Origin of the sequence: Acidovorax sp. K2F, assembly GCF_025246485.1 — a bacterium.
Classification (GTDB): domain Bacteria; phylum Pseudomonadota; class Gammaproteobacteria; order Burkholderiales; family Burkholderiaceae_C; genus Acidovorax; species Acidovorax delafieldii.
Genome location: NZ_JAOBSQ010000041.1, coordinates 102,469 through 127,528, shown reverse-complemented (window position 1 = coordinate 127,528; position 25,060 = coordinate 102,469). Strand labels below are relative to the sequence as shown.

Here is a 25,060-nt window from a genome sequence, read left to right as displayed (position 1 = left end):
TTATATAATTTGAGGCTTGCTGATAAGCACTAACGGAAACGTTAGGAAAATCAGAAAATGCGGGAATAGCTCAGTTGGTAGAGCGCAACCTTGCCAAGGTTGAGGTCGAGAGTTCGAGACTCTTTTCCCGCTCCATATTTGAAAAGGGAAGCTTAGGCTTCCCTTTTTTCTTGGTGGTTCGGAGCGTGCTGTTGTCAAACTGCGGCCCCGACCAGAGATGCGACAGGGCATTGCGCGCACGCGCTGCCCGGGTTACGCTGCAACGCAGGTATGCGCTCAGCAGCCGGCGCCCCGATGGTGAAATTGGTAGACACTGCGGACTTAAAATCCGCCGCTTTCCTGAAAAGGGGCGTGCCGGTTCGACCCCGGCTCGGGGCACCACTACGATTCAATCATGTCAAGTTACAACGCTCCCTTCGAAATCCACGTCCACGGACAGGTTCTCTTGCGTGCTGATGTCAGTTTTGACCAGCTCCAGGAGGCGCTCAAACCCCTGTGGAAGTACGCTGGAGCCCGTTCGCTGGCCGATGGCGCGGCCAGTGCTTATGAGGAAGAACCTGGCATCAAGTACGACGCGCAGGAGCACTTGCTGCAGATGTGCTGGACGGTACGGGGTGACGAGGATTTCCGCCAGTCGCTCGACGAGATGTGCATGAGCCTCAATGAGCTGGCGGAGCAAGGCGCGGCCATCGAGGTCACCTTCTACGACACCGACTTTGATGAAGACGAAGAAGAGCAGGGCGCCGAGTCGCGCGATGACTTCGTGACGCTTTTCGTCGGCCCCACGCCCGCTGCCATCATGCAGGTGCAGCGTGATCTGCTGGTGCAAGACGTGGTGAACATGATGGAGCGCCACTTTGATGGCGCCGAGTTAGGGGGCGTGGTCGCAGAGATCGACAAGCTGTTCAGCCAGCGCTTTGATGCCCTGGTGAACTCCCTGGAGATCGGCAAGCCCCCGCGTGGCCCCGGCGGCCCAGGTGGTGGTCACGGCGGTGGCGGTGGCCGTCGTCCGCGTCACTTGCACTGACTTGCGTGGGCGTGCTGCGCTGAGTGGTGGTGCGCGCCATTCCGCGCATCGCCCTCCGATATCTCCCAGGCATTGGGTCAATTCTCCGAACGCTTCGATGCCTCTGTGTGGTCGCGCCACTCCATGCCCTGCGCGTCGCTGCCTTGTTGCCCATGAGCACTGATCTTCCGTATCTGCGTTCTTACCCCGCTTCGTTGCAAGACCAGGCGCGCGATCTGCTGGCACAGGGAAAGCTCGGGGCGGTTCTGCAGCGCAAGTATCCGCAGGCGCACGCCGTGCGCAGCGACAGGGCGCTCTACGACTATGCGCAGGAGCTCAAGGCACGCTACCTGCGCAATGCGGGTACGGTCAACAAGGTGCTGTTCGACAACAAGATCCACGTGGTGCGCCACGCGCTGGGCTTGCACACGGCGGTGTCGCGTGTGCAGGGCAACCGGCTGGCCGCCAAGCATGAGATTCGCATTGCCGCGATGTTCAAGCAGGCGCCCGAAGAGTTCCTGCGCATGATCGTTGTCCACGAGCTGGCCCATCTGCGCGAGAAGGACCACGACAAAGCCTTCTACCAGCTCTGCACCCATATGGAGCCGCAGTACCACCAGTACGAGTTCGATCTGCGCCTGTACCTCACCCATGTGGAGCAGGCAGGCACCCGGCTCTGGGGCAGCGACGCGTCCTGAAGACTCAGAGCCGTCACACCCAGTTGCTTCATAAATGATAGCGACTGGCACATATGGATCATGCACCAGAAGCAGATAGAGGCTGAATCAGGGAACTGAAACGCTCTGGCACTGGCTGGGGGGCAGGTCCAGCCACCGCTGGGCTGCTGCCTCCAGCATGGACACCGGCCCCGTGGTGAGCAATTGCACCGATGGGTTGCTTTGGAGGGGCGAAGGTTGATTGCATGGTTTGGATGGCTCGGGCACAGCGAGCAGACCTGCGGTCTCCAGCCGCCGCCGCGTCTGGCGCGCCACGGGCTCTCCAGTCTCAATGAACTGGACGTCAGGCCCCACCAGTGCGCGCAACTCGTGGGCCACAAAGATGTAGTGGGTGCAGCCCAGCACCAGGGTGTCCATCTGCCCAGGGCCTGTACCAAAACTGCCCATCGCCTGAAGATAACGTTCGCACAGTGCGCCAGTCTCCGTGGCACCGACAGGACTGCCGGGGGCGGCGGGTGGCAGTGCCACGCTTCGCTCGATGGCGTGCGCAAGACCATCGCAGGGCTGGACTACAAAGTGGGCTTGATCGGCCAGTGACGCCATGAGCTTGCCGAACTTGGCGCTGGTCAATGTGCCACGGGTGCCGATGACACCCACATGCCCTGTTTCTGTCACTGCAAGAGCGGGCTTGACGGCTGGCTCCAGCCCCACGAGGGGCAACTCCGGGTGGCTGCTTCGCACCTCATGAATGGCAGCCGCGGTGGCCGTGTTACACGCCACCACCAGGGCCTTGATGTGATGCTGCTCGCACAGGTACTGGGTGATGGCATGGGTGCGGGCGGCCACATAGGCGTCGCCACGCTCACCGTAGGGGGCGTTGCCGCTGTCGGCCAGGTACACGAAGCGCTCGTGGGGCATGGCGGCCAACAGGGCGCGCAGCACGCTCAGCCCCCCGACGCCGCTGTCAAATACACCGATAGGAGAAGAGGCCGACTGCATCAGGGAGCCCATGGTTGGACAAAAGGCTGGATTGTAGGAAAACCGCAGTTCCAGGCTGTATGCGCTGCGTTCTGTTACGGAGTGGGTCAAAACTCTGGCTGTGCAATCAAGGCCGGGGCTGGGCGATGACCGGCGACGCCATGGAGCACGGGGGGCGGATCGACTAGCGTGCGGGTGCTTTGGCCTTGCCGTTGCCAATGGGCGTTGCTTCTGCGACCTTCGGGTGCGACAGCAGGTAGTAGCGTTTGACCACGGCCTTTTGACCCTCTTGGCCCTCGGCGACCAGCTCGCTGCCGATGCTCACCAGCACGCCGGTGGCCTGGTTGAGTTGCGCGGCAAACGCGCACAGATACCAGACAGCCTCTTCGCTCGCCAATTGCGCGGTATCCGTCTGCAGGATGTCGATGCCATGCTCGCGCCCATACAGGCGCGTGAGCGCGCTGCCCGTGGCGAACGATTGGCGCTTCGGGTCTTTCAGGTCAGGCACGCGTTCAACGGCCTCCCATGCCCAGCGCCGGCTTTCGGGCCACCACGTGCCCAGCAGCTCCGCATCGAACACCGTGCGCTTGCCGCCACGGAGCACGGTGAAGGTCTTGTGGAAAAAGTCCAGCGTGCGCAGTTGGCTGCCTGCCAGGTGCTGGCTGTTCAGCAGCTGTTGGCGTTCGTATGGGATGCGAGGCTGGCGTCCAGCAGCGCTGCGTCGCGGGCAGGCAGTGCACCGCCAAAGGCGGTCTGTGCGTCGCGCTGCGGAACCATGGGCGGGTTGGCACTGGCCGCCAGGGGCAGGGCGCCGATCAGCGTGGTCAGCAGCAGGGCGTAGAGGGGCTGTCGAAGGGTCTGTGCAAACCCGTGGTTCAAAAGCATGGTGGGGGCGGCAAACGCCGAAGAAGAGGAGTCGGGTCGAGCCCGTATTTTTGCCGAACCGGATGCGGGGGTGTGCGTCGGGGCGGCCACAAAAAAACCGCCCGAAGGCGGTTCCTTGTCATTGCACCTTGTGTTGCGGCAGGCACCTTGCGGTGCCCTGCCACACCAACGCGCATCAGGCGGCGGCGACGCCGATGCCCTTGAACTCGCCCGAGGCGATGCGCTTTTGCCACTCGGCCGGGCCCGTGATGTGGGCGCTGGTGCCACCGGCGTCCACGGCCACGGTCACGGGCATGTCCACCACGTCGAACTCGTAGATGGCTTCCATGCCCAGGTCTTCAAAGCCCACGACCTTGGCGGTCTTGATGGCCTTGGAGACCAGGTAGGCGGCGCCGCCCACGGCCATCAGGTAGGCGCTCTGGTGCTTCTTGATGGCCTCGATGGCGACCGGGCCGCGCTCGGCCTTGCCCACCATGGCGATCAGCCCGGTCTGGGCCAGCATCATCTCGGTGAAGCCGTCCATGCGCGTGGCGGTGGTGGGGCCTGCAGGGCCCACGGCCTCGCCCTTGACGGGGTCCACAGGGCCCACGTAGTAGATGACGCGGTTGGTGAAGTCCACAGGCAGTTTCTCGCCCTTGGCCAGCATGTCCTGGATGCGCTTGTGCGCAGCATCGCGGCCGGTCAGCATCTTGCCGTTGAGCAGCAGCGTGTCGCCGGGCTTCCAGCTGGCCACTTCTTCCTTGGTCAGGGTGTCGAGGTTGACCTTCTTGCTCTTGTTGTAGTCGGGCGCCCAGTTCACGTTGGGCCACAGGTCCAGGCTGGGGGGCGTGAGGTACACGGGGCCCGAGCCGTCCATGACGAAGTGCGCGTGGCGTGTGGCGGCGCAGTTGGGGATCATCGCAATCGGCTTGCTGGCTGCGTGTGTGGGGTACATCTTGATCTTGACGTCCAGCACCGTGGTCAGGCCGCCCAGGCCTTGCGCGCCAATGCCCAGCGCGTTGACCTTTTCAAACAGCTCCAGGCGCAGCTCTTCGACCTTGTCGAGCGCGGGGCCGCCGGTCTTGGCGGCTTCGGCCTTGGCCTGCAGTTCGTACATGTCCAGGTCGTCCATCAGGCTTTCCTTGGCCATGAGCACGGCCTTTTCGGCCGTACCGCCAATGCCGATGCCCAGCATGCCGGGCGGGCACCAGCCAGCGCCCATGGTGGGCACGGTCTTGAGCACCCAGTCCACCACGTTGTCGCCGGGGTTGAGCATGTACATCTTGGACTTGTTCTCCGAGCCGCCGCCCTTGGCCGCCACGGTGATGTCCACGGTGTTGCCGGGCACGATCTCGGTGAAGATCACGGCAGGGGTGTTGTCCTTGGTGTTCTTGCGGGCGAACTGCGGATCGGCCACGACCGAGGCGCGCAGCGTGTTGTCGGGGTGGTTGTAGCCCCGGCGCACGCCTTCGTTGATGGCGTCGTCCAGGCTGCCGCTGAAGCCTTCCCACCGCACGTCCATGCCCACTTTCAGGAACACGTTGACGATGCCGGTGTCCTGGCAGATGGGGCGCTGGCCGGTGGCGCTCATCTTGCTGTTGGTCAGGATCTGGGCGATCGCATCCTTGGCCGCCGGACTCTTCTCGCGCTCGTAGGCGCGGGCCAGGTGGGCGATGTAGTCGGTGGGGTGGTAGTAGCTGATGTACTGCAGTGCGCCGGCAATGGATTCGATCAGGTCTTCTTGGCGAATGGTCGTCGTGGTCATGGCGGTGGGGGTTTTAGGGAAAACGCGAACCCCGAATTATCTCCCGGCGGGCTTGCGCGGGCCTGTCAGGGGCGATGGGGGGTGGTAGCGCGCCATGGCCTTCGGTGGGTATGCTGCGGGCTGGTGTTTCATTCATTCCCATCCGCTCACCGAGCGCGCAAGGCCCCACCGTGAAGACCTCTACCCCCGACGCGACCGCATACCGTACCGAAAAAGACACCTTCGGCCCCATCGATGTGCCTGCCCAGCGCCTGTGGGGGGCGCAGACACAGCGCTCGCTGCACCACTTCGCCATCTCGGGCGAGCGCATGGCGCCGGAGCTGATCCGGGCGCTGGCCCAGGTCAAGCGGGCCAGCGCCTATGTGAACAACGCGTTGGGCCTGCTCGATGCGGCCAAGACCACGGCCATCGTGGCGGCAGCAGACGAGGTGATCGAAGGTGGTCACCTGCAGGAGTTTCCGCTGGTGGTGTGGCAGACCGGATCGGGCACGCAGACCAACATGAACATGAACGAGGTGCTGGCCAACCGGGCGAGCGAGCTGCTGGGTGGCCCGCGCGGCGAAGCGCGCCTGGTGCATCCCAACGACGAGGTGAACAAGAGCCAGTCGAGCAACGACGTGTTCCCCACCGCCATGCACCTCGCGGCAGTGGACGCGCTGATGCACCGCCTGCTGCCCGCGCTGCACGGCCTGCGCACCACGCTGGCGGCCAAGGCGAAGGCGTTCGACAGCATCGTGAAGATTGGGCGCACCCACCTGCAGGACGCCACGCCCCTCACGCTCGGCCAGGAGATCTCGGGCTGGGTGGCGCAGCTGCAGCATGGCGAGCAGCATGTGCGCGCCGCGCTGCCCCACCTGGGCGAGCTGGCCTTGGGTGGCACGGCGGTGGGCACGGGGCTCAATGCGCCTGCCGGTTATGCGCAGGCAGTGGCCAAGGAGCTGGCCGACCTGACCGGCCTGCCGTTGGTCACCGCCCCCAACAAGTTCGAGGCCCTGGCCAGTTGTGATGCGCTGGTGCATGCCCATGGCGCGCTCAAGACCCTGGCGGCCAGCCTGATGAAGATTGCCAACGACGTGCGCTGGCTGGCCAGCGGCCCGCGCAGCGGGTTGGGCGAGATCACCATCCCCGAGAACGAGCCGGGCTCGTCCATCATGCCGGGCAAGGTCAACCCCACGCAGTGCGAGGCGCTGACCATGCTGTGCGCGCAGGTGCTGGGCAACGACGTGGCCATCAACATCGGCGGGGCCTCGGGCAACTTCGAGCTGAACGTGTTCCGCCCGATGGTGATCCACAACTTCTTGCAGAGCGTGCGCTTGCTGGCCGATGGCATGGCCAGCTTCAACGAGCACTGCGCCGTGGGCATAGAGCCCAACCAGGCGCGCATCAACGACCTGGTGGAGCAGTCGCTGATGCTGGTGACGGCACTCAACCCCCACATCGGCTACGACAAGGCGGCCTTCATCGCCAAGAAGGCGCACAAGGAGGGCACCAGCCTGCGCGCCGCCGCCGTGGCCTCGGGCCATGTGACGGGCGAGCAGTTTGACCAGTGGGTTGTGCCTGCGCAGATGGTGGGGCGCTAAGTCTGCAGGGCTGTTTGGTGGGGCTATCGTGGCGTTTTTGAGCCAAATGCACCGGTAGCGCTAGTGCTACATGCCTGAGTAGCTATTGAATTGATAGTGTTCGGACCCAGGGGGGCGCTGGCAGCCTGCCTGTCAGGCCGCTGGCGGGCCCTCGTGGTTCGGGTCCAGCGCAAAGCCTATGCCATACACCGAGCGGATCCAGTCGCTGCCGTCCGTGCTGGCGGCTTTGAGCTTCTTGCGCAGGTTCTTGATGTGGCTGTCGATGGCGCGCTCGTTCACGTCCAGCGTGTCGTCGTAGGCCTGGTCGAGCAGCTGGGCGCGCGAGAAGATGCGGCCCCGCTGGCGCGCCAGCACCTGCAGCAGCTTGAACTCGCGCCGCGTGAGGCCCAGCGGCGTGCCATGCAGCGTGGCCTGCCAGTGCGACTCGTCCAGCATCAAGGCGGCAAGCGGGGTGCTGGCGGAGGAAACCTCCTGCGCTGCAGCGGTGCGGCGCAGCACGGCCTTGACCCGGGCCACCACCTCGCGCGGCGAAAACGGCTTGCAGATGTAGTCGTCCGCGCCCAGCTCCAGCCCGATGAGGCGGTCCACCTCTTCCACCCTGGCGGTGAGCATGATGATGGGGTGCTGCGTGTGGCGCCGCGCCTGGCGCAATATCTCCAGCCCGTCGATGCCGGGCAGCATGATGTCCAGCAGCGTGAGGTCGGGCGGCGTGGTAAGCATGCTCGCCAGCGCGGCGCGGCCCTCGGCCTGGTACTCCACCGCATAGCCCGCGTGGCGCAGGTAATCCACCACGATGGCGGCGATGTCGGGTTCGTCTTCGACGACAAGGATGCGTGGGCTCATGGTGCCGGGTTGTCCAGAAGGGGCAAGTTCAGTGTGATGCGCAGCCCGCCCAGGGGCGATGCCTCGGCCGTCAGCGTGCCGCCGTGGGCAAGCACGATGGCGCGGCAGATCGCCAGGCCCAGGCCTGATCCGCCGTGGTCGCGGTTGCGCGAGGTTTCAGCGCGGTACAGGCGCTCAAAGATACGGGGCAGCTCGTGCGCGGGCACGCCGGGCGCGCTGTCGTCCAGCTGCACCTGCAGCTGGGGGGCTCCATCGGCCGGTGGCAGCAGGCGCGCCGCAATGCGCAGCAGGCCGCCCGCGTCGGTGTAGCGCAGGCTGTTTTCCAGCAGGTTCAAAAACACCTGGTGCAGCTGCTGCGCGTCGCCGCGCACCAGGGGGGCCGGCTGGGCGGCGCCTTGTGCGGCCAGGGCATCCAGGCCGCTGGTGTCCACATCGATGCCCGCCTGCGCCAGGCGGGGGCGCATGGAGGCCAGCGCTTCGTTCAGCAGCGACAGCGGGTGCACGGGCACCTGGGCCGAGGGTGCGCTGGTGCCCACTGCATCCAGGCTGGCGCGCAGGTCGCCCACCAGCTGGATCAGGCGCATCACCTGCCGGTGCAGGCGCAGCGCGGTCTTGTCGTCAAAGGGGCGGATGCCGTCCTGCACAGCCTCGATCTCGGCGCGCATGGCGGCCAGGGGCGTGCGCAGCTCGTGGGCCACGTCGCCCAGCCATTGGCGGCGGCTGGCTTCGATGCTGCCCAGCTGTTCGGCCATGGTGTTGAAGGTTCGGGCCAGCTGGGCCAGTTCGTCATTGCCGTGCACGGGCACGCGGGTGTGCAGGTGACCCTGCGCAATGCCGCGTGCGCCGGTGGCCAGGGCCTCGACCGGCGCCAGCCAGCGCCGTGCCAGCCAGCCCGACAGGACCAGCGCCAGGGCCAGGCCGACCAGGCCTGTCCACGCCACAAAGCCCAGGTGCTGGGCCAGAAAGGCCTGGTCGGCCTCGCTGCGCACGCCCTGCGGGGGCGCCAGCACCAGGTGCCCGATGGTCTGGCCACCGGCGCCACGCAACGCCAGGCGTGCGCCCCCCGGCTGGGGCGGTGTGCCTGCGACCAGCTGATCTTGTGCATCGAGCAGGCCCAGGCGGGGGTAGATGTCATCCGGGTGGCGCTGGGGTGGCGCTGGGCCCCGGTCCAGGGGCCGCAGGTCGCCGGGTGGAGGTGGGGGCGGGCTGTTGCCAAGGTCAGCGCCACGGCCACTGTCACTGGCATTGGAAGCAGGGGCGGCGGCCGTGCCAGGAGGCTCCGACGGGAGGCCGGGCGGCGAGCCGCTGGGGGGGCGGGCGCCACTCGGCCCGCGTGGACCGCCGCCCGGGTGGGTCAGCCGTCCCCACAGGGACGACTGCCCACGCAGGCTGTCCCAGCCGCCTGCCTGGGTGTGGTGGGCCTGCAGGCGCTCGGCCAGCCAGTCCATGCGGGCCAGCTCGATCTCGGCCACATACGGCCCCAGGCCCCGCTGCAGGCCCAGGCGCGAGAACCCCACAAAGATCAGCAACAGCGCCAGCAGCAGGGCGGCCAGGGCGATGAAGGCTTTGCGGTGCAGCGTCAGATGGGGCACGGGGACGAGGGAGCGCAGGGGCGGCATGGTGGGTCAGCGGGCGGGGGGCGGGCCACCTGCGCCGGGGCCACCAGGCCCGCCAGCGGGCATGGCCACCAGGGTGCCGTCCATTGTGCGGCAAGTGCCTGCGAGGCTCTTGCCGTCGGGCATGGTCAGCGTGACGGAGGCACCTTCGGTCTTGCCCTTGCAGGCGGCGTAGGCCTCAGGTGGCGGGGCGGGCGGCGTGCCGCGGGATGGCTGGGCGTGGCTGGGGAACGCTGCGGCGATGGATGCCAGGGCCAGTGCGGCAAAAAGGGGGTGGATCTTGAACATCGGGCGTCTTTCTGGAGATCGAAACAACAGGGTGAATGGAAGAAACGAGGGGCTCAGACCGCGATCGAAATCGTGATGCTGGCCGAGTAGCCGCCACCGGTGTTGGCCTGCATGGTGGTCATCTCCAGCGTGGTGCCATCGCTGAAGACGTTGTCCGTGGCAAACGACATGGAGGCCAGGTTGCGCACGCTGGCGCTGTAGCCCGAATTGCTGCTGTAGATACTGCTGAGCAGTGCGGTGGGGAACGCCAGTTGCGTGGTCTTGATCTTGTTGGCGGCCTTGGTGGCCGATGCCAGCGAGGGGTAGATCTCCAGGTGCATGTGCGGCATGCGGCCCGCATAGCAGCCCGGAACGATGGTGGTGAAGGTCACGGTGCCGTTGGCGTCCGTGGCCTGTACGCCGCGCAGGTAGTTGTCGGCGATGTTGTTGGAGGTGTAGACCGAGTAGTTGCCGTCTTGCGTGCAGTGCCACAGGTAGATGGCGTAGCCCGACAGCGCCGCGCAGCTGGCGCTGGTGTTCGTCAGCGTGATGGTGATGGACAGCGGCACGCCGCTGACCTGGGTGGACGAACCCACTGAACTGCGGATGTCCGAGCGCACGATGCCGCTGAGCGCGAGCACGTTGTAGGTGTTGTTGCTGGCCGTGGAGCCGTCGGCAGGGTAGGGCCCTGCGGTTTCCTCGGGGACGACGGAGCAGGTGGTGGTTGTGCCGGTGCCTGTTCCGGTGCCAGTGCCCGATCCGGTACCGCTGCCAGTGCCCGATCCGGTACCGCTGCCGGTGCCAGACCCGGAGTCCGTGCTGCTGCCAGAGTCGGTGCTGGTGCTGTCACTGCCGCCGCCGCAGCCCCACAAGGTGGCGACGCCCAGCGAGCCGAGCGCGCTCAATGCAAGGCGGCGGCTGGTGGCGGTGTGTGTGGACCGGGAGGCTGCCGCAGCGGGTGCTTGCGCCGCGGCTGCGGTCGGGGAGAGAGAGGACAGAGGGTGCATGGATTTCTCCTTCGGGTGGGTCTGCACCGCACTGTGCCTACCGATTGAGGAGAAATCTGGGAGCGCCCAGGGCGCTGAATACCGAAGGGTGCTTGCTTCAAATTTGATAGCTGCCAGCGCATACGCAACTAGCGCTACTGGCACTTTTGACTGATATTCTGGTCCCGGGGGCTCCCCCGGCGTTGCCGGGGAGCGTGGGGACCGTCGCCGTGCTCAGTGGCGGTCCGACGAGTGCGACATCAGCCGGTCGGTCAGCGCAATGGCCAGGGCGCTGAGCAGGAACACCACATGGATGATGGTTTGCCACATCAGCACCTTGAGGTCGTAGTTGGCGGCGTTGATGAAGGTCTTGAGCAGGTGGATGGAGCTGATGCCGATGATGGCGGTGGCCAGCTTGACCTTGAGCACCGAGGCGTTCACATGGCTCAGCCACTCGGGCTGGTCGGGGTGGTCTTCGAGGTGCAGGCGCGAGACAAAGGTCTCGTAGCCGCCGACGATCACCATGATCAGCAGGTTGGAGATCATCACCACGTCGATCAGCGCCAGCACCACCAGCATGATGATGGTCTCGTTGAGCGCGGTGACCTGGAAATCACTCTTGTAGCCAATGCTGGACACCAGGCTCTGCAGGGCCGCCGTGTTGCCAAACGCGGCTTCGATCAGGTGCACCAGTTCCACCCAGAAATGGAACACATACACCGCCTGCGCCAGGATCAGGCCCAGATACAGGGGCAGTTGCAGCCACCGGCTGGCGAAGATCATGGAAGGCAGGGGGCGCAGTGGCGCTGGGGGCTTGTGTTGGGGAGAGGACATGGCACTCGCAAAGGGTTGCAGGAGGCGCGATTTTAGGGGGGCAGCATGTCCCTGCGGTGGCAGGTGGGTCTGCGCAGCCGGTGGCCCGGCCTTTGGCGACAGGCGCGCCGCAATGGCGTACTCTGTAAGCTTCGCGCCAGTCAGTGGCCTGTAAGTGCCGCGCCCGACAGTACCGCCCAATTCCAATTCCCATTAGATCCAGGAGACAACACCATGAGTGCGCCCACATCCGCCATCGAGTCCGTGCTGGTTGAGAACCGCGTGTTCCCGCCCTCGGACGCCATCGTCAAAGCCGCGCGCGTGTCCGGCATGGCTGGGTATGACGCACTGTGTGCCGAGGCCGAAAAGGACTTCGAGGGCTTCTGGGCGCGCCAGGCACGCGGCAACCTGCAGTGGACCAAGCCTTTCACCCGCACGCTGGACGAGTCCAACGCGCCGTTCTTCCAGTGGTTCGCCGATGGCGAACTCAATGCCTCGGCCAACTGCCTGGACCGCCACATCGGCACCGCCACCGAGAACAAGACGGCCATCATCTTTGAAGCCGACGATGGCACGGTCACCAAGATCACCTACAAGGAATTGCTGGCCCGCGTGAGCCAGTTTGCCAACGCGCTCAAGGCCCATGGCGTGGCCAAGGGCGACCGCGTGCTGATCTACATGCCCATGACCATTGAGGGCGTGATTGCCATGCAGGCCTGCGCCCGCATTGGCGCCACGCACAGCGTGGTGTTTGGCGGCTTTAGCGCCAAGGCCGTGCACGAGCGCATCATCGATGCCGGTGCGGTGGCCGTCATCACTGCCAACTACCAGATGCGTGGTGGCAAGGAGCTGCCGCTCAAGTCCATCATCGACGAAGCCCTGGCCATGGGCGGCTGCGACACCATCCGCAATGTGTTTGTCTATCAGCGCACAGCCACGGCCTGCAACATGGTGGCCGGGCGCGACAAGACCTTTGCCGAGGCACTGGCGGGGCAAAGCACCGAATGCGCACCCGTGGCCGTGGGCGCCGAGCACCCTTTGTTCATCCTCTATACCAGCGGCTCCACCGGCAAGCCCAAGGGCGTGCAGCACAGCACCGGCGGCTACCTGCTGTGGGCCAAGATGACCATGGACTGGACGTTCGACCTGCGCGCCGACGATGTGTTCTGGTGCACGGCCGACATTGGCTGGATCACGGGCCACACCTACGTCGCCTATGGCCCACTGGCTGCAGGCGCCACGCAGATCATCTTTGAAGGCATTCCCACCTTCCCGAACGCGGGCCGCTTCTGGCAGATGATCGAGCGCCACAAGTGCACCATCTTCTACACCGCCCCCACCGCCATCCGCTCGCTCATCAAGGCGGCCGAAGCCGACGAGGCGGTACACCCCGCGCGCTCCGACCTGTCGAGCCTGCGCATCCTGGGCAGCGTGGGCGAGCCCATCAACCCCGAAGCCTGGATGTGGTACCACAAGAACGTGGGCGGCGAGCGCTGCCCCATCGTGGACACCTTCTGGCAGACCGAAACCGGTGGCCATGTCATCACCCCGCTGCCTGGCGCCACGCCGCTGGTGCCCGGCAGCTGCACGCTGCCTTTGCCCGGCATCACCGCGGCCATCGTGGACGAAATGGGCAACGACGTACCCAACGGCGCCGGTGGCATCCTGGTCATCAAGCGCCCCTGGCCCAGCATGATCCGCACCATCTGGAACGACCCCGAGCGTTTCAAGAAGAGCTACTTCCCCGAAGAACTCAAGGGCTACTACCTGGCAGGCGACGGGGCGGTGCGCAGTGCCGACCGGGGCTACTTCCGCATCACCGGCCGCATCGACGATGTACTCAACGTGTCGGGCCACCGCATGGGCACGATGGAAATTGAATCGGCCTTGGTGGCGAAGACCGACCTGGTGGCCGAGGCCGCCGTGGTGGGCCGCCCTGACGACGTGACCGGTGAGGCCATCTGTGCGTTTGTGGTGCTCAAGCGCTCGCGCCCCACCGGCGAGGAAGCCAAGCAGATCGCCAACGAACTGCGCAACTGGGTGGCCAAGGAGATTGGCCCCATTGCCAAGCCGAAGGACATCCGCTTTGGCGACAACCTGCCCAAGACCCGCAGCGGCAAGATCATGCGCCGCCTGCTGCGCAGCATTGCCAAGGGCGAGGCCATCACCCAGGACACCAGCACGCTGGAGAATCCGGCAATTCTGGATCAGTTGGCCCAGACCAACTGATCAAGAAGGCGCCGTGCAACGGCGCCAGCGCGCAGCGCTTGCCGGATTCGGGGACACTCATATCGCGCAGCGATGTGATGTGGCCACAAAACCTTGGTATCTCACCCGCCGCCCCTTGATCGAAGCTGCAAGGCTGATTGATCAAGAAGAGCTCCGCAGGCGCCAACGCGCAGTGCTTGCCGGGTCTGGGGACACTCATATCCCGTAGCGATGTGACGTGGCCACAAAACCCGTTGATCACCCCGGTACGGGATCGAAGCAGCGGGCCCGCTCACCCGGCGGGCCTGCAGCGCGCTTTGTAGGACGTGATCTCCAATCACTCCTGCGCTGGCAGCAATTGCCCGTGTATGCGTTACAACGGCAGCATGGCGTGATCGGCCACCCTGGCCGGACGCTGCTGACCGGAGATTTCCCATGCACTTGCGTTCCATCGTTTTGCTGTTGACGGTGCTGGTGATTGCTGCACTGGCTGCATTGAACTGGCCTGCGCTGGCCGCCCCTTCCCTGGTATCGCTGGGGGTGGTGTCATTTGAAGCGCCGCTCGGGTTGCTCATGCTGGCGCTTACCGCCTTGTTGGGCATCTTCTTCGTGGCCTACGTGTTGTCGCTGCAGGGCTCGGTACTGCTCGAAACCCGCCGCCACACCAAAGAGATGCAGGCACAGCGCGAGCTGGCTGACAAGGCCGAGGCGTCCCGCTTCACGGAACTGCGTACATTCCTTGAAATCCAGCACAGTCAGGCCCATGCGGCGGTTTTGGCGCGGCTGGACCACCTTGAGGCCCGCCTGGCTGCCCGAGCCGAGGAGTCAGACAACACCACCGCGGCCTATGTGGGCCAGCTGGAGCAGCAGCTGCGCTCCCGCAATTCGCTGGTGACCCCCATCGTGTAGCGCCTATCCTGTGGGTGATGTCCTGGAAGGCGCAGGTACGGTCTGCGAACTCAGGGGGAAAACGGGCGTCGTCCGCAGGCATAAAAAAAGCCGCGTCACTGATCGTGCGCGGCTTTTTGCTGGGGCCGGGGCGGTAGAACCCGCGGCCACCACAAGGGCGGCAAATTACTTTTGCGTCAGCACCCAGGCCGCCAGCTTCTTCGCTTCGGCGTCATTCACTTGCGCATTGGCGGGCATGGGTACTGGACCCCACACGCCAGAGCCACCCTTGACGATCTTGGCAGCCAGCTTGTCCACGGCGTCCTTCTGGCCAGCGTATTTGGCTGCCACGTCCTTGTAGGCAGGCCCCACCAGTTTCTTGTCCACTGCGTGGCAAGCCATGCAGTTCTTGGAGGTGGCCAAGGCCAGGTCGGCCATCGCGGGTGCCGCAACCGACAGCGTCAAGGCGAGTGTGATCAGGGAACGCTTCATGGTGGGAATTCCTGTGGTTGAGTTACAGTGCTTTTAATGCGATTGTAGTGACTTGGGTTGACACGCAGTTGTCCCTGGTCAATCCCGCTTTTCGCGGCATTCTTTGGAGAGAGCGATGTATCTGCTGGGTCTGTCCCTTCTCATGCTGGCACTGAAATATTTCGAGATCGGCCCCGTGGCCACGTGGTCTTGGTGGTGGGTGCTGGCACCCTTTGCTGCCACGGCGCTGTGGTGGGCCTGGGCTGATTCCACCGGCTACACCAAGCGCAAGGCCATGGAAAAGATGGATCAGCGCAAGAAGGACCGCATCAACAAACACAAGGAAGCCTTGGGCATTCGCCCACGCAAGCCGCGCTGACACTGGCCCTGGCCCCGCTGCAAGGGGCTCATGGTGGTTTGCGCGATGACTTGTTCTCGTCGTCTATTCAACAAAAAGCCCGCAGTACATGGCGTACTGCGGGCTTTTTGTTGTGAACCGACCACCAGGATAAAGACGTCCGCCGGAGCCTCAACCGTCTTCTCGCCACCCGCCGGTGCGCAGCCTCAGCGCGATCAATAGGCGTCCAGCACGGCTCCTTTGCTCGCGCTGGACGCGTTGAACGCAAACTTGGCTTGCACGCCCCGGGTGTAGCGCGGTGCAGGTGCCGTCCAGGCGGCGCGGCGCTTGGCGATTTCTGCCTCGGGCACGTTCAGCTCCAGCAGCAGCTGGCGTGCGTCGATGGTGATGCTGTCGCCTTCGTTGACGAAAGCAATCGTGCCCCCGGCTGCGGCTTCGGGTGCCACGTGGCCGACCACCATGCCCCAGGTGCCGCCGGAGAAGCGGCCATCGGTGATCAGGCCCACGCTCTCACCCAAGCCTGCGCCGATCAGCGCACCGGTGGGTGCCAGCATTTCTGGCATGCCGGGGCCGCCCTTGGGGCCCAGGTACCGCAACACCATCACGTCACCGGCCTTGATCTTGCCCGCCAGGATGGCTTCGAGTGCGGATTGTTCGTCGTCAAACACGCGGGCCGGGCCGGTGATGACGGGGTTCTTCAAGCCCGTGATCTTTGCCACCGCGCCTTCGGGGCTCAGGTTGCCCTTGAGGATGGCCAGGTGGCCTTGCGCGTACATAGGCTTGTCGATAGGACGAATCACGTCCTGGTCGGCGCGGGGCTCGTCCGGCACGTCCTTCAGCACCTCGGCAATCGTCTTGCCTTCGATGGTGAGGCAGTCGCCATGCAGCAGGCCTGCGTTCAGCAAGATCTTCATGACCTGAGGGATGCCCCCTGCACGGTGCAGATCCACCGCCAGGTATTTGCCGCTGGGCTTGAGGTCGCACAGCACGGGGGTCTTCACGCGCACGCGCTCGAAGTCGTCGATGCTCCACTCCACGCCTGCCGCATGGGCAATCGCCAGGAAGTGCAGCACCGCGTTGGTCGAGCCGCCCGTGGCCATGATCACAGCCACGGCGTTCTCGATGGATTTACGGGTCACGATGTCGCGCGGCTTGATGTCCTTCTTGATGGCCTCGATCAGCACCTTGGCCGACTCCTTGGCCGAGTTCATCTTCTCGTCGTGCGGGTTGGCCATGGTGGATGAATAGGGCAGGCTGATGCCCAGGGCCTCGAACGCGCTGCTCATGGTGTTGGCGGTGTACATGCCGCCGCACGAGCCCGTGCCCGGGATGGCGCGTTTCTCGATTTCCTTCAGGTCAAAGTCGCTGAGCTTGCCCGCAGCGTTCTCGCCCACGGCCTCGAACACGCTCACGATGTTCAGGTCCTTGCCCTGGTAGTGGCCGGGCAGGATGGTGCCGCCATACACATAGATGGCGGGTACGTTGGCGCGCAGCATGCCCATCAGGCCGCCGGGCATGTTCTTGTCGCATCCGCCGACCACCAGCACACCGTCCATCCACTGACCGCCCACGCAGGTCTCGATGCAGTCGCTGATGACTTCACGGCTCACCAGGCTGTACTTCATGCCTTCGGTGCCCATGGCCATGCCGTCGCTGATGGTGGGGGTGCCGAACACCTGGGCGTTGCCACCCGCTTCCTCGATGCCAGCGATGGCCGCGTCGGCCAGCTTTTGCAGGCCGCTGTTGCAGGGCGTGATGGTGCTGTGGCCATTGGCCACGCCCACCATGGGTTTCACGAAGTCGCCTTCCTCATACCCCATGGCGTAGTACATGGAGCGGTTGGGCGCACGCGACTTGCCCTGGGTGATATTGGCGCTGCGGCGGTTGATGGGCGCGGAGGGCTTGCTGGAGTCGGTCATCGTGGGGCGTCCTGGTCTCGGGGTTGGGGGCTGGAGCGGAATGGATCATTCTGCCAGCGCCGTCGCAGCGCGTGGGGGCTGCCCCCGCAATCCCCAACGCCACCGCCCCGGGCGGGCCGGTGGGGCTGGGCGATAATTGACAGGTTTGCCCCCGGCACGGCTCAAGAGGTTGTCTGCACGGGCGCGCGAGGGGCCTTTATGAGTCCGGCCCGCTTCCCTTCCAGCGATTTATCAGAAGCCAGCACGATGCCCATCTACCGTTCCAAAACCTCCACCGCCGGTCGCAACATGGCAGGCGCGCGTTCCCTGTGGCGCGCCACCGGCATGAAAGACGATGACTTCAGCAAGCCGATCATCGCGGTGGTCAATTCGTTCACCCAGTTCGTGCCCGGCCACGTGCACCTGAAGGACCTGGGCCAGCTGGTGGCCCGCGAGATCGAAGCCGCTGGGGGCGTGGCCAAGGAGTTCAACACCATTGCCGTGGACGACGGCATCGCCATGGGCCACGACGGCATGCTGTACTCGCTGCCCAGCCGCGACATCATTGCCGACTCGGTCGAATACATGGTCAACGCGCACTGCGCCGATGCCATGGTCTGCATTTCCAACTGCGACAAGATCACCCCCGGCATGCTGATGGCCGCCATGCGCCTGAACATCCCGGTGATCTTCGTTTCGGGTGGCCCCATGGAAGCGGGCAAGACCCGCCTGGCCAACCCGGTCACCAAGGTCATGGAGTTCAAGAAGCTCGACCTGGTGGACGCGATGGTGATTGCCGCCGACACCAACTACTCCGACGCCGATGTGGCCGAGGTCGAGCGCTCGGCCTGCCCCACCTGCGGTTCGTGCTCGGGCATGTTCACCGCCAACTCCATGAACTGCCTGACCGAGGCGCTGGGCCTGTCGCTGCCCGGCAACGGCACGGTGGTGGCCACCCACGCCGACCGCGAGCAGCTCTTCAAGCGCGCAGGCCGCCGCATCGTGGACCTGGCCAAGCAGTACTACGAGCTGGACGACGAACGCGTGCTGCCCCGCTCGGTGGGCTTCAAGGCGTTTGAAAACGCCATGACGCTGGACATTGCCATGGGCGGCTCCACCAATACCATCCTGCACCTGCTGGCGATTGCCAAAGAGGCCGAGATCCCCTTCACCATGGCCGACATCGACCGCCTTTCGCGCGTGGTGCCGCAGCTGTGCAAGGTGGCGCCCAACACCAACAAGTACCACCTCGAAGACGTGCACCGCGCAGGCGGCATCATGGCCATCCTGGGCGAGCTGGACCGTGCGGGCAAGCTGCACACCGATGTGCCCACCGTGCACACCGCCACACTGAAGGAGGCGCTGGACCAGTGGGACATCGTGCGCACGCAGGACGACGCCGTGCGCACCTTCTACATGGCGGGCCCCGCAGGCATCCCCACCCAGGTGGCGTTCAGCCAGAACACGCGCTGGCCCAGCCTGGACCTGGACCGCGCCGAGGGCTGCATCCGCTCGTACGACCACGCCTTCAGCAAAGAGGGCGGCCTGGCCGTGCTGACCGGCAACATTGCGGTGGACGGCTGCGTGGTCAAGTCGGCCGGTGTGGACGAAAGCATCCTGGTGTTTGAGGGTACGGCCCATGTCACCGAGTCGCAGGACGAGGCCGTGGCCAACATCCTGGCCGACAAGGTCAAGGCCGGTGACGTGGTCATCGTGCGCTATGAGGGCCCCAAGGGCGGCCCCGGCATGCAGGAAATGCTCTACCCCACCAGCTACATCAAGTCCAAGGGCCTGGGCAAGGCCTGCGCGCTGCTGACGGACGGGCGCTTCTCGGGTGGCACTTCGGGCCTGTCGATTGGCCACTGCTCGCCGGAAGCCGCTGCGGGCGGTGCCATCGGACTGGTGCAGAACGGCGACCGCATCCGCATCGACATCCCCAACCGCACGATCAACGTGCTGGTGAGCGATGAAGAGCTGGCCCGCCGCCGCGAAGCACAGAACGCCAAAGGCTGGAAGCCTGCGCAGCCACGCCCGCGCAAGGTGTCGGCCGCGCTCAAGGCTTATGCCAAGCTGGTGATGTCTGCCGACAAGGGCGCCGTGCGCGATTTGTCGCTGCTGGACGACTGAGGGGCAGCCTTGCAGGGCCAAGAGCCCTGCTGCCGCTTAGAAGCCGCGCCCTTAGGGCGCGGCTTTTTTATGGATGCTCTACTTTTGATAGCTGTCAGCGCATGATGGACTAGCGCTTCCTCGGCTTTTTATTCAAAAAAGGGTTGTGTGGGTCCAACTGATCGTTCTGGCGCGGCAGCGGCCACCCGGTGGTCTTGCCCGAGGCAGTAGGCCCTGACTGCGGGGTCATCCCCAGCGCGGGCACAATACCCGCCACCATGTTGACCTATCCCCACATCGACCCCGTCGCCCTGCAGATCGGCCCACTGGCTGTGCACTGGTATGGCCTGACCTATCTTGCGGCCTTTGGCCTGTTCATGCTGCTGGGCATCCGGCGCTTGCGGCACCCGCCCTTTGCCTCCATCACGGGGCCCGGCGCCTGGACGCGTAAGGATGTGGAAGACATCCTCTTTTTGGGGGTGGCTGGCGTGGTCATTGGCGGGCGGCTGGGCTACTGCCTGTTCTACAAGCCGGGCTACTACCTGAGCCACCCGCTGGAAATTTTTGCCGTGTGGCAGGGCGGCATGGCCTTCCATGGCGGGCTGCTGGGTGTGGTGGTTTCGATGCTGTGGTTTGCCCATTCGCGTCAGCGCCCCTGGCTGCAGGTGGCTGATTTTGTGGCGCCCTGCGTGCCCACGGGGTTGGCGGCAGGGCGGGTAGGCAACTTCATCAACGGCGAACTGTGGGGTCGCTTTGCCAGCCCCGATCTGCCCTGGGGCATGGTGTTTGCGCACAGCGGCTCCATGCAGCCGCGCCACCCTTCGCAGGTCTACCAGTTCCTGATGGAAGGATTGCTGCTGTTCATCCTGCTGTGGCTGTATGCCCGCAAGGAGCGTCGCCCTGGCCAGGTGGCTGCCGCTTTCCTGTTTGGCTACGGTGTGTTCCGCTTCATTGCCGAATATTTCCGCGAGCCCGACGCCTTCCTGGGCATCCTGTCGCTGGGCATGAGCATGGGACAGTGGCTGTGTGTGCCCATGGTCGTGGGTGGCGCAGTGATGTGGGTGTGGGCACAGCGGCAGCCGATGGGGGCGTTGGTTTCAAGGTAAAACGGGCGATAGCGCCGGTGTTTCATGCCCGAGCAGCTATCAAATTGGTAGTGATTGGACCGAGTGGCGGGTAAGCAGGCGGTCAATGCCGCGCATCACCCCGCCGCGCCATCGTCCACAGGGCGGCCCCCACGATGAGTGCACCGCCCACCCAGCCCGTGACGCTGAGCTGCTCTCCCAGCCAGAACACCGCAAACAGCGCGCCAAAGGCGGGCTCGCTGCTGGTCAGCAAGCCCACCCGCGTGGGCGAGCTGTGGCGCAGCGCCCAGTTCTGGGCCACAAAGGCAAACACCGTGCAGCCCGCCACCAGGTAGACGCAGGCCCACCAGAAAGCGCTGGCTTGGGTGAGCGACGGCAGCGGGGGCAGCTTGCCCGGCAAAGCCAGCGCCAGCAGCAGGCAGCCCACCCCGATCACGCCCGACTGCACCGCCGTGAGGGCCAGCACGGGTGCGTTGCGGCGACGGGTGAGCCGCGTGGTCTGGCACACGGTGATGGCACGCAGCACGGCGGCCGCCAGCATCAGGGCGTCGCCCCAACCCCACTGGCCGGTGTACCCCCCGCTGAGCAGGGCTGCGCCGAGCAGGGAGACGGCGGCAAAACCAAACATCACACGCTCGGGCCGCTGGCGCAGCAGCCACCACTCGGCAAACGGTGTGAACACCACGCACAGACTGATCAAAAACGCGGCATTGCTGGCCTGCGTGAGCGCCAGGCCAAAGGTCTCGCACAGAAAGATGCCCAGCATCAGCCCACCCAGCGGCAGACCGGCCACCAGCGCGTCGCGCCGCTCGGGCGCAGTGGCGCGCAGCAGGGCCGGGAGCAGCACCACAAAGGTCAGGAGGAAGCGCACGGCCAAAAAACCCAGCGCCGGGTAGAACACCAGGGCCCCCTTGGCCACGCCATAGCTGGTGCCCCACACCACGGCGACCAGCAGCAAGGCCAGGTCAGAAAGGCGCGGGGCCAGCGGGGAAGGGGCGGACAGGGGCAGGGTGTGTGACATGGGACGCAGATTGGGGTGGAGGCAGGGGGGGCGCCGCGCGTGGCGACGATGGGCTGGGGAAATTATCAATTTGCGTCCATGCATTGATAATCGCCGTCAAAGAACTGCACTTGTTCCTCATGCGCATCAATCAACCCCTGGACAGTCTCCCCGACATGGCGGTGTTTGCGCGTGTGGTGGATGCGGGCAGCTTCTCGGCCGCCGCGCGGCAGCTGGGCATCACCCCGTCGGCGGTCAGCCGCCAGGTGGCTCGGCTGGAAGGGGCGCTGCGCGTGCGCCTGCTGGAGCGCACCACCCGCAAGCTGCGGCTGACCGATGCGGGCACGGCGGTCTACAGCCGCTGCCAGGACATGGTGTCTGCCGCGCGCGAGGTGTGGGCGCTGAGCGACACCCACTCTGCCTCGCCATCGGGGATGGTGCGCATGAGCATGGCCAAGGCGGTGGGGCGCCAACTCGTTCACCCCCTGGTGCTGCCGTTTTTGCAGAAATACCCCGAGGTCGATGTGCAACTGCTCATCACCGACCGCACGGTGGACCTGTTCGAGGAACCCATCGACCTGGCCCTGCGCGTGACCGACACGCCACCCCCGGGCCTGGCCGGGCGGCCGCTGGCCACGTTGCGTCATTTGGTTTGCGCCAGCCCGCATTACCTGGCTGAGCAGGGCCACCCCCAGCACCCGCGCGACCTGGAGCACCACGCCTGCATCACCCTGGGCGAGGACGAGCGCGACCGGCACTGGCGCTTCGAGCGCGCAGGCGAATCCGCCACGGTGGCTGTGCGCGGGCGCTATGTGGCCAACCACAGCGAGGTGCGGCTGGAGGCCGCGCTGAGCCACCTGGGCATTGCCAGCCTGCCGGGATTTACCGCGCGCGCTGCGTTGGCGCGGGGTGACCTGGTGACCGTGCTGCCCGACTGGGAGCACAAGACCTCGTACGCGGGCACGGCCTGGGTGCTGTACCCGTCCCACCGGTTTCTGCCCGCCAAGCTGCGGGTGTGGATCGACCACCTGGTGGAAGGTTTTGCGGGCGTGGAGTGAAGCGGGTGAGGGGCGCGAGGGCAGGGCGACCGTGCGGTGGGCGCAGCGGGTGTTGCGCCCTCGGCCGCTCATCTGGCCCGGGGCTCTGATCGCCCGACGACGGTGCCTTGGGTCCAGCAGCAAAGTTCGCCACCCTTGCTGCTATGTGGCACGCAGCGTTGCGCAACCACCGCAGCCGCCGTCTTTTGTGTAACCAAAGTCTGCAAATCAGGGTTTACACCTTGTCATTTTGCGTAATTATGAGAAATTACACACATGGCGAGGCAATCGCCTCTGTTGTCAGCTGTTAATGGTGTGTTGCAGGCATTCGGCCTGCACCGTGCTTCTGCCGCTGACAGCCGATGCCTCGCGGGTTGGTGCCCTGGAGCCTTGTTTTACATGCGTCCTGTCCCGAATTCACTGCACGACGAAGTCGCCTCCCGGCTGCGGGAGCAGATTTTTGCGGGCGCCTTGCCGCCCGGCAGCTTTCTGGACGAGGCGGCCTTGTGCGAGCGGCTGGAGATCTCGCGCACCCCGCTGCGCGAAGCGCTCAAGGTGCTGGTGGCCGAGGGGCTGCTGCGCCATGAGCCGCGCCGGGGTTGTTTTGTGGCCGAGGTCACCGAGAGCGATCTGGACAACATCTTTCCCGTCATCGCGTTGCTGGAGGGGCGTGCCGCACACGAGGCCACGCGCAAGGCCGTGGCGGCCGACATTGCCGCGCTGGAGCTGCTGCACGAGCGCCTGCAACAGTGCGCGGCCGATGGGCGCATGACTGACTACTACGAAGCGAACTACGCCATCCACGAGGCCTTCATCACGCTGGCGGACAACCGCTGGCTGGCCCAGGTGATTGGCGACCTGCGCAAGATCCTGCGGCTGGCACGCCACAAGACGCTGCATGCCCCTGGGCGCATGCAGCAAAGCCTGGCAGAGCATCTGGCCGTGTTTGCCGCGCTCAAGGCGCGCGACTGCGACGCGGCCGAGGAGGCCATGCGCACCCATCTGTTGCGCCAGCGCGATGCGCTGCGCGATGTAGCCCGCAACCAGCAATCGAGGTTGACCCCATGATCAACAGCACTCCCGAATGGATCGCCCGCAGCGTGTCACGCCTGCGCACTGCCGCGCCTGCCGCCGACAAGGCGGGGGACAAGACCGCCGACAAGTCTGCCAAGGCCTCACTCGACAAAACCGTGACCGATGTGGTCGCCAAGGTCGCGGTGCCGCGTTCTACCAACGAGCGCCTGCAGGCCACCCTGCGGCGCGGCCAGGAGGCGTTGTCGCCCCGCGCATTGCGCCGTCTGCTGGCCGACCTGCAGGAGGTGGTGGCGCCCCAGGTGAGCGAAATCGAAGGCGGCCGCCGCGCCCAGGCCGTGGCCGACTGGTATGCGAAGGCCGAGCCCGAGGAAAGGCGCGACATGTGGCTGCTGATGTGCGAGCAGTTCGCACCGGATGCCACGCGCTTCAAGTCCGCCCGCCAGCGCTACGAAGCGGCGGCGGGCACGGCCGAAGAAGGGCAGGCCGAGATCAGCCTGCGCCGTGCGCTGGTATCGCCCCGCACGCGGCTGCTGCAGCGGTTTTCGGCGTTCCCCGAGGGCATGCGTTTTCTGGTGGACATGCGCGCAGAAATCCTGCCGCTGCTCAAGGCCGACAAGCGCCTGCTGCCACTCGATGCAGAGCTGGAGCACCTGTTTTCGACCTGGTTCGACGTGGCTTTTCTGGAGCTGCGCCGGCTGTCGTGGGACTCGCCCGCCTCGCTGCTCGAAAAGCTCATCAAGTACGAGGCCGTGCACGACATCCGCAGCTGGGCCGACTTGAAGAACCGGCTGGACAGCGACCGCCGCTGCTATGGCTTCTTCCACCCGCGCCTGCCCAACGAGCCGCTGATCTTTGTGGAGGTGGCGCTGGTGGACAAGATCTCGGCCAGCATCACGCCGCTGCTGGACGAGGCCGCTGCGCCAGTGGACATCACACGGGCCACCACGGCCATCTTCTATTCCATCAGCAACACGCAAACGGGGCTGCGCGGCGTGAGCTTTGGCGACTCGCTCATCAAGCATGTGGTGGAAACGCTCACGGCCGAGTTCCCGCGCCTGCGCACCTTTGCCACGCTGTCGCCCATTCCGGGTTTCCGCGCTTGGCTGGGCAAACATGCAGGGGCCATGCTGGACCGCCTGGACGACAAGCGCCGCAGCGAGCTGGGCCGCGCGGTGGGCTTCGAGCCGCCGCAGGCCACGCATTTGCTCGGGGCGGTGGACAAGGCGCTGGAGCTGGACGCCAAATCCCCCGTGCGCCAGATGCTGCTGGAATGCGCCGCGTACTATCTGGGCCGCGAGCTGCAAGAGGGAAAACCGGCAGACCCCGTGGCCCGCTTCCACCTGGGCAACGGCGCGCGGGTAGAGCGCCTGAACTGGGCGGGTGACCCGTCCAGCAAGGGGCAGAAACAATCGTACGGGCTCATGGTGAACTACCTGTACGACTTGAAGCGCATCGACAAGCATCGCAGCTTGCTTGCGCAGGGCAAGGTGCCAGTGTCGGGGGACATCGACAGCCTTTGCCGCGACTGACGGGGCGGCCGGCAAGATGCCGGGCGGACCAGTGACCGCGTATTTTTACA

At 65.5% G+C, this 25,060-nt stretch carries 23 protein-coding genes and 2 tRNA genes; 13 read left to right on the top strand and 12 right to left on the bottom strand.

Annotation, left to right across the window (positions count from 1 at the left end; all coding sequences use genetic code 11):
• Positions 1-59: 59 nt before the first annotated feature.
• From N4G42_RS16210 to N4G42_RS16195, 4 genes are all read left to right on the top strand, one after another.
• Positions 60-135, top strand: a tRNA-Gly gene (locus tag N4G42_RS16210).
• A 153-nt stretch (positions 136-288) separates the two neighbouring features.
• Positions 289-381: transfer RNA gene (locus N4G42_RS16205), tRNA-Leu, on the top strand.
• Between the two features lie 13 nt (positions 382-394).
• Positions 395-1,027 (top strand): DUF6806 family protein, encoded by a 633-nt coding sequence (locus N4G42_RS16200; RefSeq protein ID WP_260667896.1) that lies wholly within the window; start codon positions 395-397, stop codon positions 1,025-1,027.
• A gap of 152 nt (positions 1,028-1,179) precedes the next feature.
• Positions 1,180-1,704, top strand: a complete 525-nt coding sequence (locus N4G42_RS16195; RefSeq protein ID WP_056064476.1) for a M48 family metallopeptidase — start codon at positions 1,180-1,182, stop codon at positions 1,702-1,704.
• Positions 1,705-1,791: 87 nt separating this feature from the next.
• Here the strand turns inward: N4G42_RS16195 and murI are convergent, their stop codons facing one another.
• The 4 genes from murI to N4G42_RS16175 all read right to left on the bottom strand — a co-directional run bounded on the left by murI (position 1,792) and on the right by N4G42_RS16175 (position 5,290).
• Positions 1,792-2,682: a glutamate racemase gene (gene murI, locus N4G42_RS16190; protein WP_260667935.1), complete on the bottom strand. Its 891-nt coding sequence runs from the start codon at positions 2,680-2,682 to the stop codon at positions 1,792-1,794.
• Between the two features lie 163 nt (positions 2,683-2,845).
• On the bottom strand, positions 2,846-3,292 hold the full coding sequence (locus N4G42_RS16185) for a DUF6882 domain-containing protein (RefSeq protein ID WP_409557840.1): 447 nt from the start codon (positions 3,290-3,292) through the stop codon (positions 2,846-2,848).
• Positions 3,293-3,327: 35 nt separating this feature from the next.
• Positions 3,328-3,546: a hypothetical protein gene (locus tag N4G42_RS16180; protein ID WP_260667894.1), complete on the bottom strand. Its 219-nt coding sequence runs from the start codon at positions 3,544-3,546 to the stop codon at positions 3,328-3,330.
• 175 nt (positions 3,547-3,721) lie between these two features.
• Complete coding sequence (locus tag N4G42_RS16175; protein WP_121942538.1) at positions 3,722-5,290, bottom strand: fumarate hydratase; 1,569 nt, start codon at positions 5,288-5,290, stop codon at positions 3,722-3,724.
• A gap of 170 nt (positions 5,291-5,460) precedes the next feature.
• Between N4G42_RS16175 and fumC the strand changes: the two genes are divergently transcribed.
• Entirely contained in the window at positions 5,461-6,870 is a 1,410-nt protein-coding gene (gene fumC, locus N4G42_RS16170; protein WP_056065141.1) for a class II fumarate hydratase, read from the top strand.
• 132 nt (positions 6,871-7,002) lie between these two features.
• Here fumC and N4G42_RS16165 read toward each other — a convergent pair whose 3' ends face one another.
• The 5 genes from N4G42_RS16165 to N4G42_RS16145 all read right to left on the bottom strand — a co-directional run bounded on the left by N4G42_RS16165 (position 7,003) and on the right by N4G42_RS16145 (position 11,416).
• Positions 7,003-7,713 (bottom strand): response regulator, encoded by a 711-nt coding sequence (locus N4G42_RS16165; protein WP_260667893.1) that lies wholly within the window; start codon positions 7,711-7,713, stop codon positions 7,003-7,005.
• On the bottom strand, positions 7,710-9,332 hold the full coding sequence (locus N4G42_RS16160; protein ID WP_260667892.1) for an ATP-binding protein: 1,623 nt from the start codon (positions 9,330-9,332) through the stop codon (positions 7,710-7,712). The genes N4G42_RS16165 and N4G42_RS16160 overlap by 4 nt, the downstream gene beginning before the upstream one ends.
• A gap of 6 nt (positions 9,333-9,338) precedes the next feature.
• Positions 9,339-9,617: a hypothetical protein gene (locus N4G42_RS16155; protein WP_260667891.1), complete on the bottom strand. Its 279-nt coding sequence runs from the start codon at positions 9,615-9,617 to the stop codon at positions 9,339-9,341.
• 53 nt (positions 9,618-9,670) lie between these two features.
• Positions 9,671-10,603, bottom strand: coding sequence for an intradiol ring-cleavage dioxygenase (locus N4G42_RS16150; RefSeq protein WP_260667890.1), 933 nt, complete (start codon positions 10,601-10,603; stop codon positions 9,671-9,673).
• Positions 10,604-10,816: 213 nt separating this feature from the next.
• Complete coding sequence (locus N4G42_RS16145; RefSeq protein ID WP_056064456.1) at positions 10,817-11,416, bottom strand: TIGR00645 family protein; 600 nt, start codon at positions 11,414-11,416, stop codon at positions 10,817-10,819.
• Between the two features lie 213 nt (positions 11,417-11,629).
• Here N4G42_RS16145 and acs point away from each other — a divergent pair, with 213 nt between their 5' ends.
• The gene (gene acs / locus N4G42_RS16140; RefSeq protein ID WP_260667889.1) at positions 11,630-13,624 is read left to right on the top strand and encodes an acetate--CoA ligase; all 1,995 of its coding nucleotides are present in this window, start codon (positions 11,630-11,632) and stop codon (positions 13,622-13,624) included.
• A gap of 414 nt (positions 13,625-14,038) precedes the next feature.
• The gene (locus tag N4G42_RS16135; protein WP_056747132.1) at positions 14,039-14,512 is read left to right on the top strand and encodes a hypothetical protein; all 474 of its coding nucleotides are present in this window, start codon (positions 14,039-14,041) and stop codon (positions 14,510-14,512) included.
• 165 nt (positions 14,513-14,677) lie between these two features.
• Here N4G42_RS16135 and N4G42_RS16130 read toward each other — a convergent pair whose 3' ends face one another.
• Positions 14,678-14,983 carry a c-type cytochrome gene (locus tag N4G42_RS16130; RefSeq protein ID WP_056064447.1) on the bottom strand — a complete coding sequence of 102 codons (306 nt, stop codon included), beginning with the start codon at positions 14,981-14,983 and terminating at the stop codon, positions 14,678-14,680.
• A gap of 115 nt (positions 14,984-15,098) precedes the next feature.
• Between N4G42_RS16130 and N4G42_RS16125 the strand changes: the two genes are divergently transcribed.
• Complete coding sequence (locus N4G42_RS16125; protein ID WP_056747134.1) at positions 15,099-15,341, top strand: TIGR04438 family Trp-rich protein; 243 nt, start codon at positions 15,099-15,101, stop codon at positions 15,339-15,341.
• Between the two features lie 194 nt (positions 15,342-15,535).
• Here the strand turns inward: N4G42_RS16125 and ilvD (N4G42_RS16120) are convergent, their stop codons facing one another.
• Complete coding sequence (gene ilvD / locus N4G42_RS16120) at positions 15,536-17,239, bottom strand: dihydroxy-acid dehydratase (protein ID WP_260667888.1); 1,704 nt, start codon at positions 17,237-17,239, stop codon at positions 15,536-15,538.
• A gap of 246 nt (positions 17,240-17,485) precedes the next feature.
• On the opposite strand from ilvD (N4G42_RS16120), the gene ilvD (N4G42_RS16115) reads away from it, so the two are divergent.
• Both ilvD (N4G42_RS16115) and lgt read left to right on the top strand, forming a co-directional pair.
• Entirely contained in the window at positions 17,486-19,345 is a 1,860-nt protein-coding gene (gene ilvD / locus N4G42_RS16115) for a dihydroxy-acid dehydratase (RefSeq protein WP_260667887.1), read from the top strand.
• A 257-nt stretch (positions 19,346-19,602) separates the two neighbouring features.
• Positions 19,603-20,430 (top strand): prolipoprotein diacylglyceryl transferase, encoded by an 828-nt coding sequence (gene lgt / locus N4G42_RS16110; RefSeq protein ID WP_260667886.1) that lies wholly within the window; start codon positions 19,603-19,605, stop codon positions 20,428-20,430.
• 82 nt (positions 20,431-20,512) lie between these two features.
• Here the strand turns inward: lgt and N4G42_RS16105 are convergent, their stop codons facing one another.
• Positions 20,513-21,430 carry a DMT family transporter gene (locus tag N4G42_RS16105; protein WP_260667885.1) on the bottom strand — a complete coding sequence of 306 codons (918 nt, stop codon included), beginning with the start codon at positions 21,428-21,430 and terminating at the stop codon, positions 20,513-20,515.
• A 119-nt stretch (positions 21,431-21,549) separates the two neighbouring features.
• Here N4G42_RS16105 and N4G42_RS16100 point away from each other — a divergent pair, with 119 nt between their 5' ends.
• From N4G42_RS16100 to N4G42_RS16090, 3 genes are all read left to right on the top strand, one after another.
• The gene (locus N4G42_RS16100) at positions 21,550-22,467 is read left to right on the top strand and encodes a LysR family transcriptional regulator (protein WP_260667884.1); all 918 of its coding nucleotides are present in this window, start codon (positions 21,550-21,552) and stop codon (positions 22,465-22,467) included.
• Between the two features lie 378 nt (positions 22,468-22,845).
• On the top strand, positions 22,846-23,514 hold the full coding sequence (locus tag N4G42_RS16095; protein WP_056064427.1) for a GntR family transcriptional regulator: 669 nt from the start codon (positions 22,846-22,848) through the stop codon (positions 23,512-23,514).
• A complete protein-coding gene (locus tag N4G42_RS16090; RefSeq protein WP_260667883.1) occupies positions 23,511-25,010 on the top strand; it encodes a malonyl-CoA decarboxylase in 1,500 nt (499 codons plus the stop codon). Before N4G42_RS16095 ends, N4G42_RS16090 begins: the two co-directional genes overlap by 4 nt.
• Positions 25,011-25,060 lie beyond the last annotated feature (50 nt).

Bases quoted from the DNA above. Each gene is read 5' to 3' on its own strand.
- N4G42_RS16200 (WP_260667896.1), top strand. From the start codon at position 395: ATGTCAAGTTACAACGCTCCCTTCGAAATCCACGTCCACGGACAGGTT.
- N4G42_RS16195 (WP_056064476.1), top strand. From the start codon at position 1,180: ATGAGCACTGATCTTCCGTATCTGCGTTCTTACCCCGCTTCGTTGCAA.
- murI (WP_260667935.1), bottom strand. From the start codon at position 2,682: ATGCAGTCGGCCTCTTCTCCTATCGGTGTATTTGACAGCGGCGTCGGG.
- N4G42_RS16180 (WP_260667894.1), bottom strand. From the start codon at position 3,546: ATGCTTTTGAACCACGGGTTTGCACAGACCCTTCGACAGCCCCTCTAC.
- N4G42_RS16175 (WP_121942538.1), bottom strand. From the start codon at position 5,290: ATGACCACGACGACCATTCGCCAAGAAGACCTGATCGAATCCATTGCC.
- N4G42_RS16165 (WP_260667893.1), bottom strand. From the start codon at position 7,713: ATGAGCCCACGCATCCTTGTCGTCGAAGACGAACCCGACATCGCCGCC.
- N4G42_RS16160 (WP_260667892.1), bottom strand. From the start codon at position 9,332: ATGCCGCCCCTGCGCTCCCTCGTCCCCGTGCCCCATCTGACGCTGCAC.
- N4G42_RS16155 (WP_260667891.1), bottom strand. From the start codon at position 9,617: ATGTTCAAGATCCACCCCCTTTTTGCCGCACTGGCCCTGGCATCCATC.
- N4G42_RS16150 (WP_260667890.1), bottom strand. From the start codon at position 10,603: ATGCACCCTCTGTCCTCTCTCTCCCCGACCGCAGCCGCGGCGCAAGCA.
- N4G42_RS16145 (WP_056064456.1), bottom strand. From the start codon at position 11,416: ATGTCCTCTCCCCAACACAAGCCCCCAGCGCCACTGCGCCCCCTGCCT.
- acs (WP_260667889.1), top strand. From the start codon at position 11,630: ATGAGTGCGCCCACATCCGCCATCGAGTCCGTGCTGGTTGAGAACCGC.
- N4G42_RS16135 (WP_056747132.1), top strand. From the start codon at position 14,039: ATGCACTTGCGTTCCATCGTTTTGCTGTTGACGGTGCTGGTGATTGCT.
- N4G42_RS16130 (WP_056064447.1), bottom strand. From the start codon at position 14,983: ATGAAGCGTTCCCTGATCACACTCGCCTTGACGCTGTCGGTTGCGGCA.
- N4G42_RS16125 (WP_056747134.1), top strand. From the start codon at position 15,099: ATGTATCTGCTGGGTCTGTCCCTTCTCATGCTGGCACTGAAATATTTC.
- ilvD (WP_260667888.1), bottom strand. From the start codon at position 17,239: ATGACCGACTCCAGCAAGCCCTCCGCGCCCATCAACCGCCGCAGCGCC.
- ilvD (WP_260667887.1), top strand. From the start codon at position 17,486: ATGCCCATCTACCGTTCCAAAACCTCCACCGCCGGTCGCAACATGGCA.
- lgt (WP_260667886.1), top strand. From the start codon at position 19,603: ATGTTGACCTATCCCCACATCGACCCCGTCGCCCTGCAGATCGGCCCA.
- N4G42_RS16105 (WP_260667885.1), bottom strand. From the start codon at position 21,430: ATGTCACACACCCTGCCCCTGTCCGCCCCTTCCCCGCTGGCCCCGCGC.
- N4G42_RS16100 (WP_260667884.1), top strand. From the start codon at position 21,550: ATGCGCATCAATCAACCCCTGGACAGTCTCCCCGACATGGCGGTGTTT.
- N4G42_RS16095 (WP_056064427.1), top strand. From the start codon at position 22,846: ATGCGTCCTGTCCCGAATTCACTGCACGACGAAGTCGCCTCCCGGCTG.
- N4G42_RS16090 (WP_260667883.1), top strand. From the start codon at position 23,511: ATGATCAACAGCACTCCCGAATGGATCGCCCGCAGCGTGTCACGCCTG.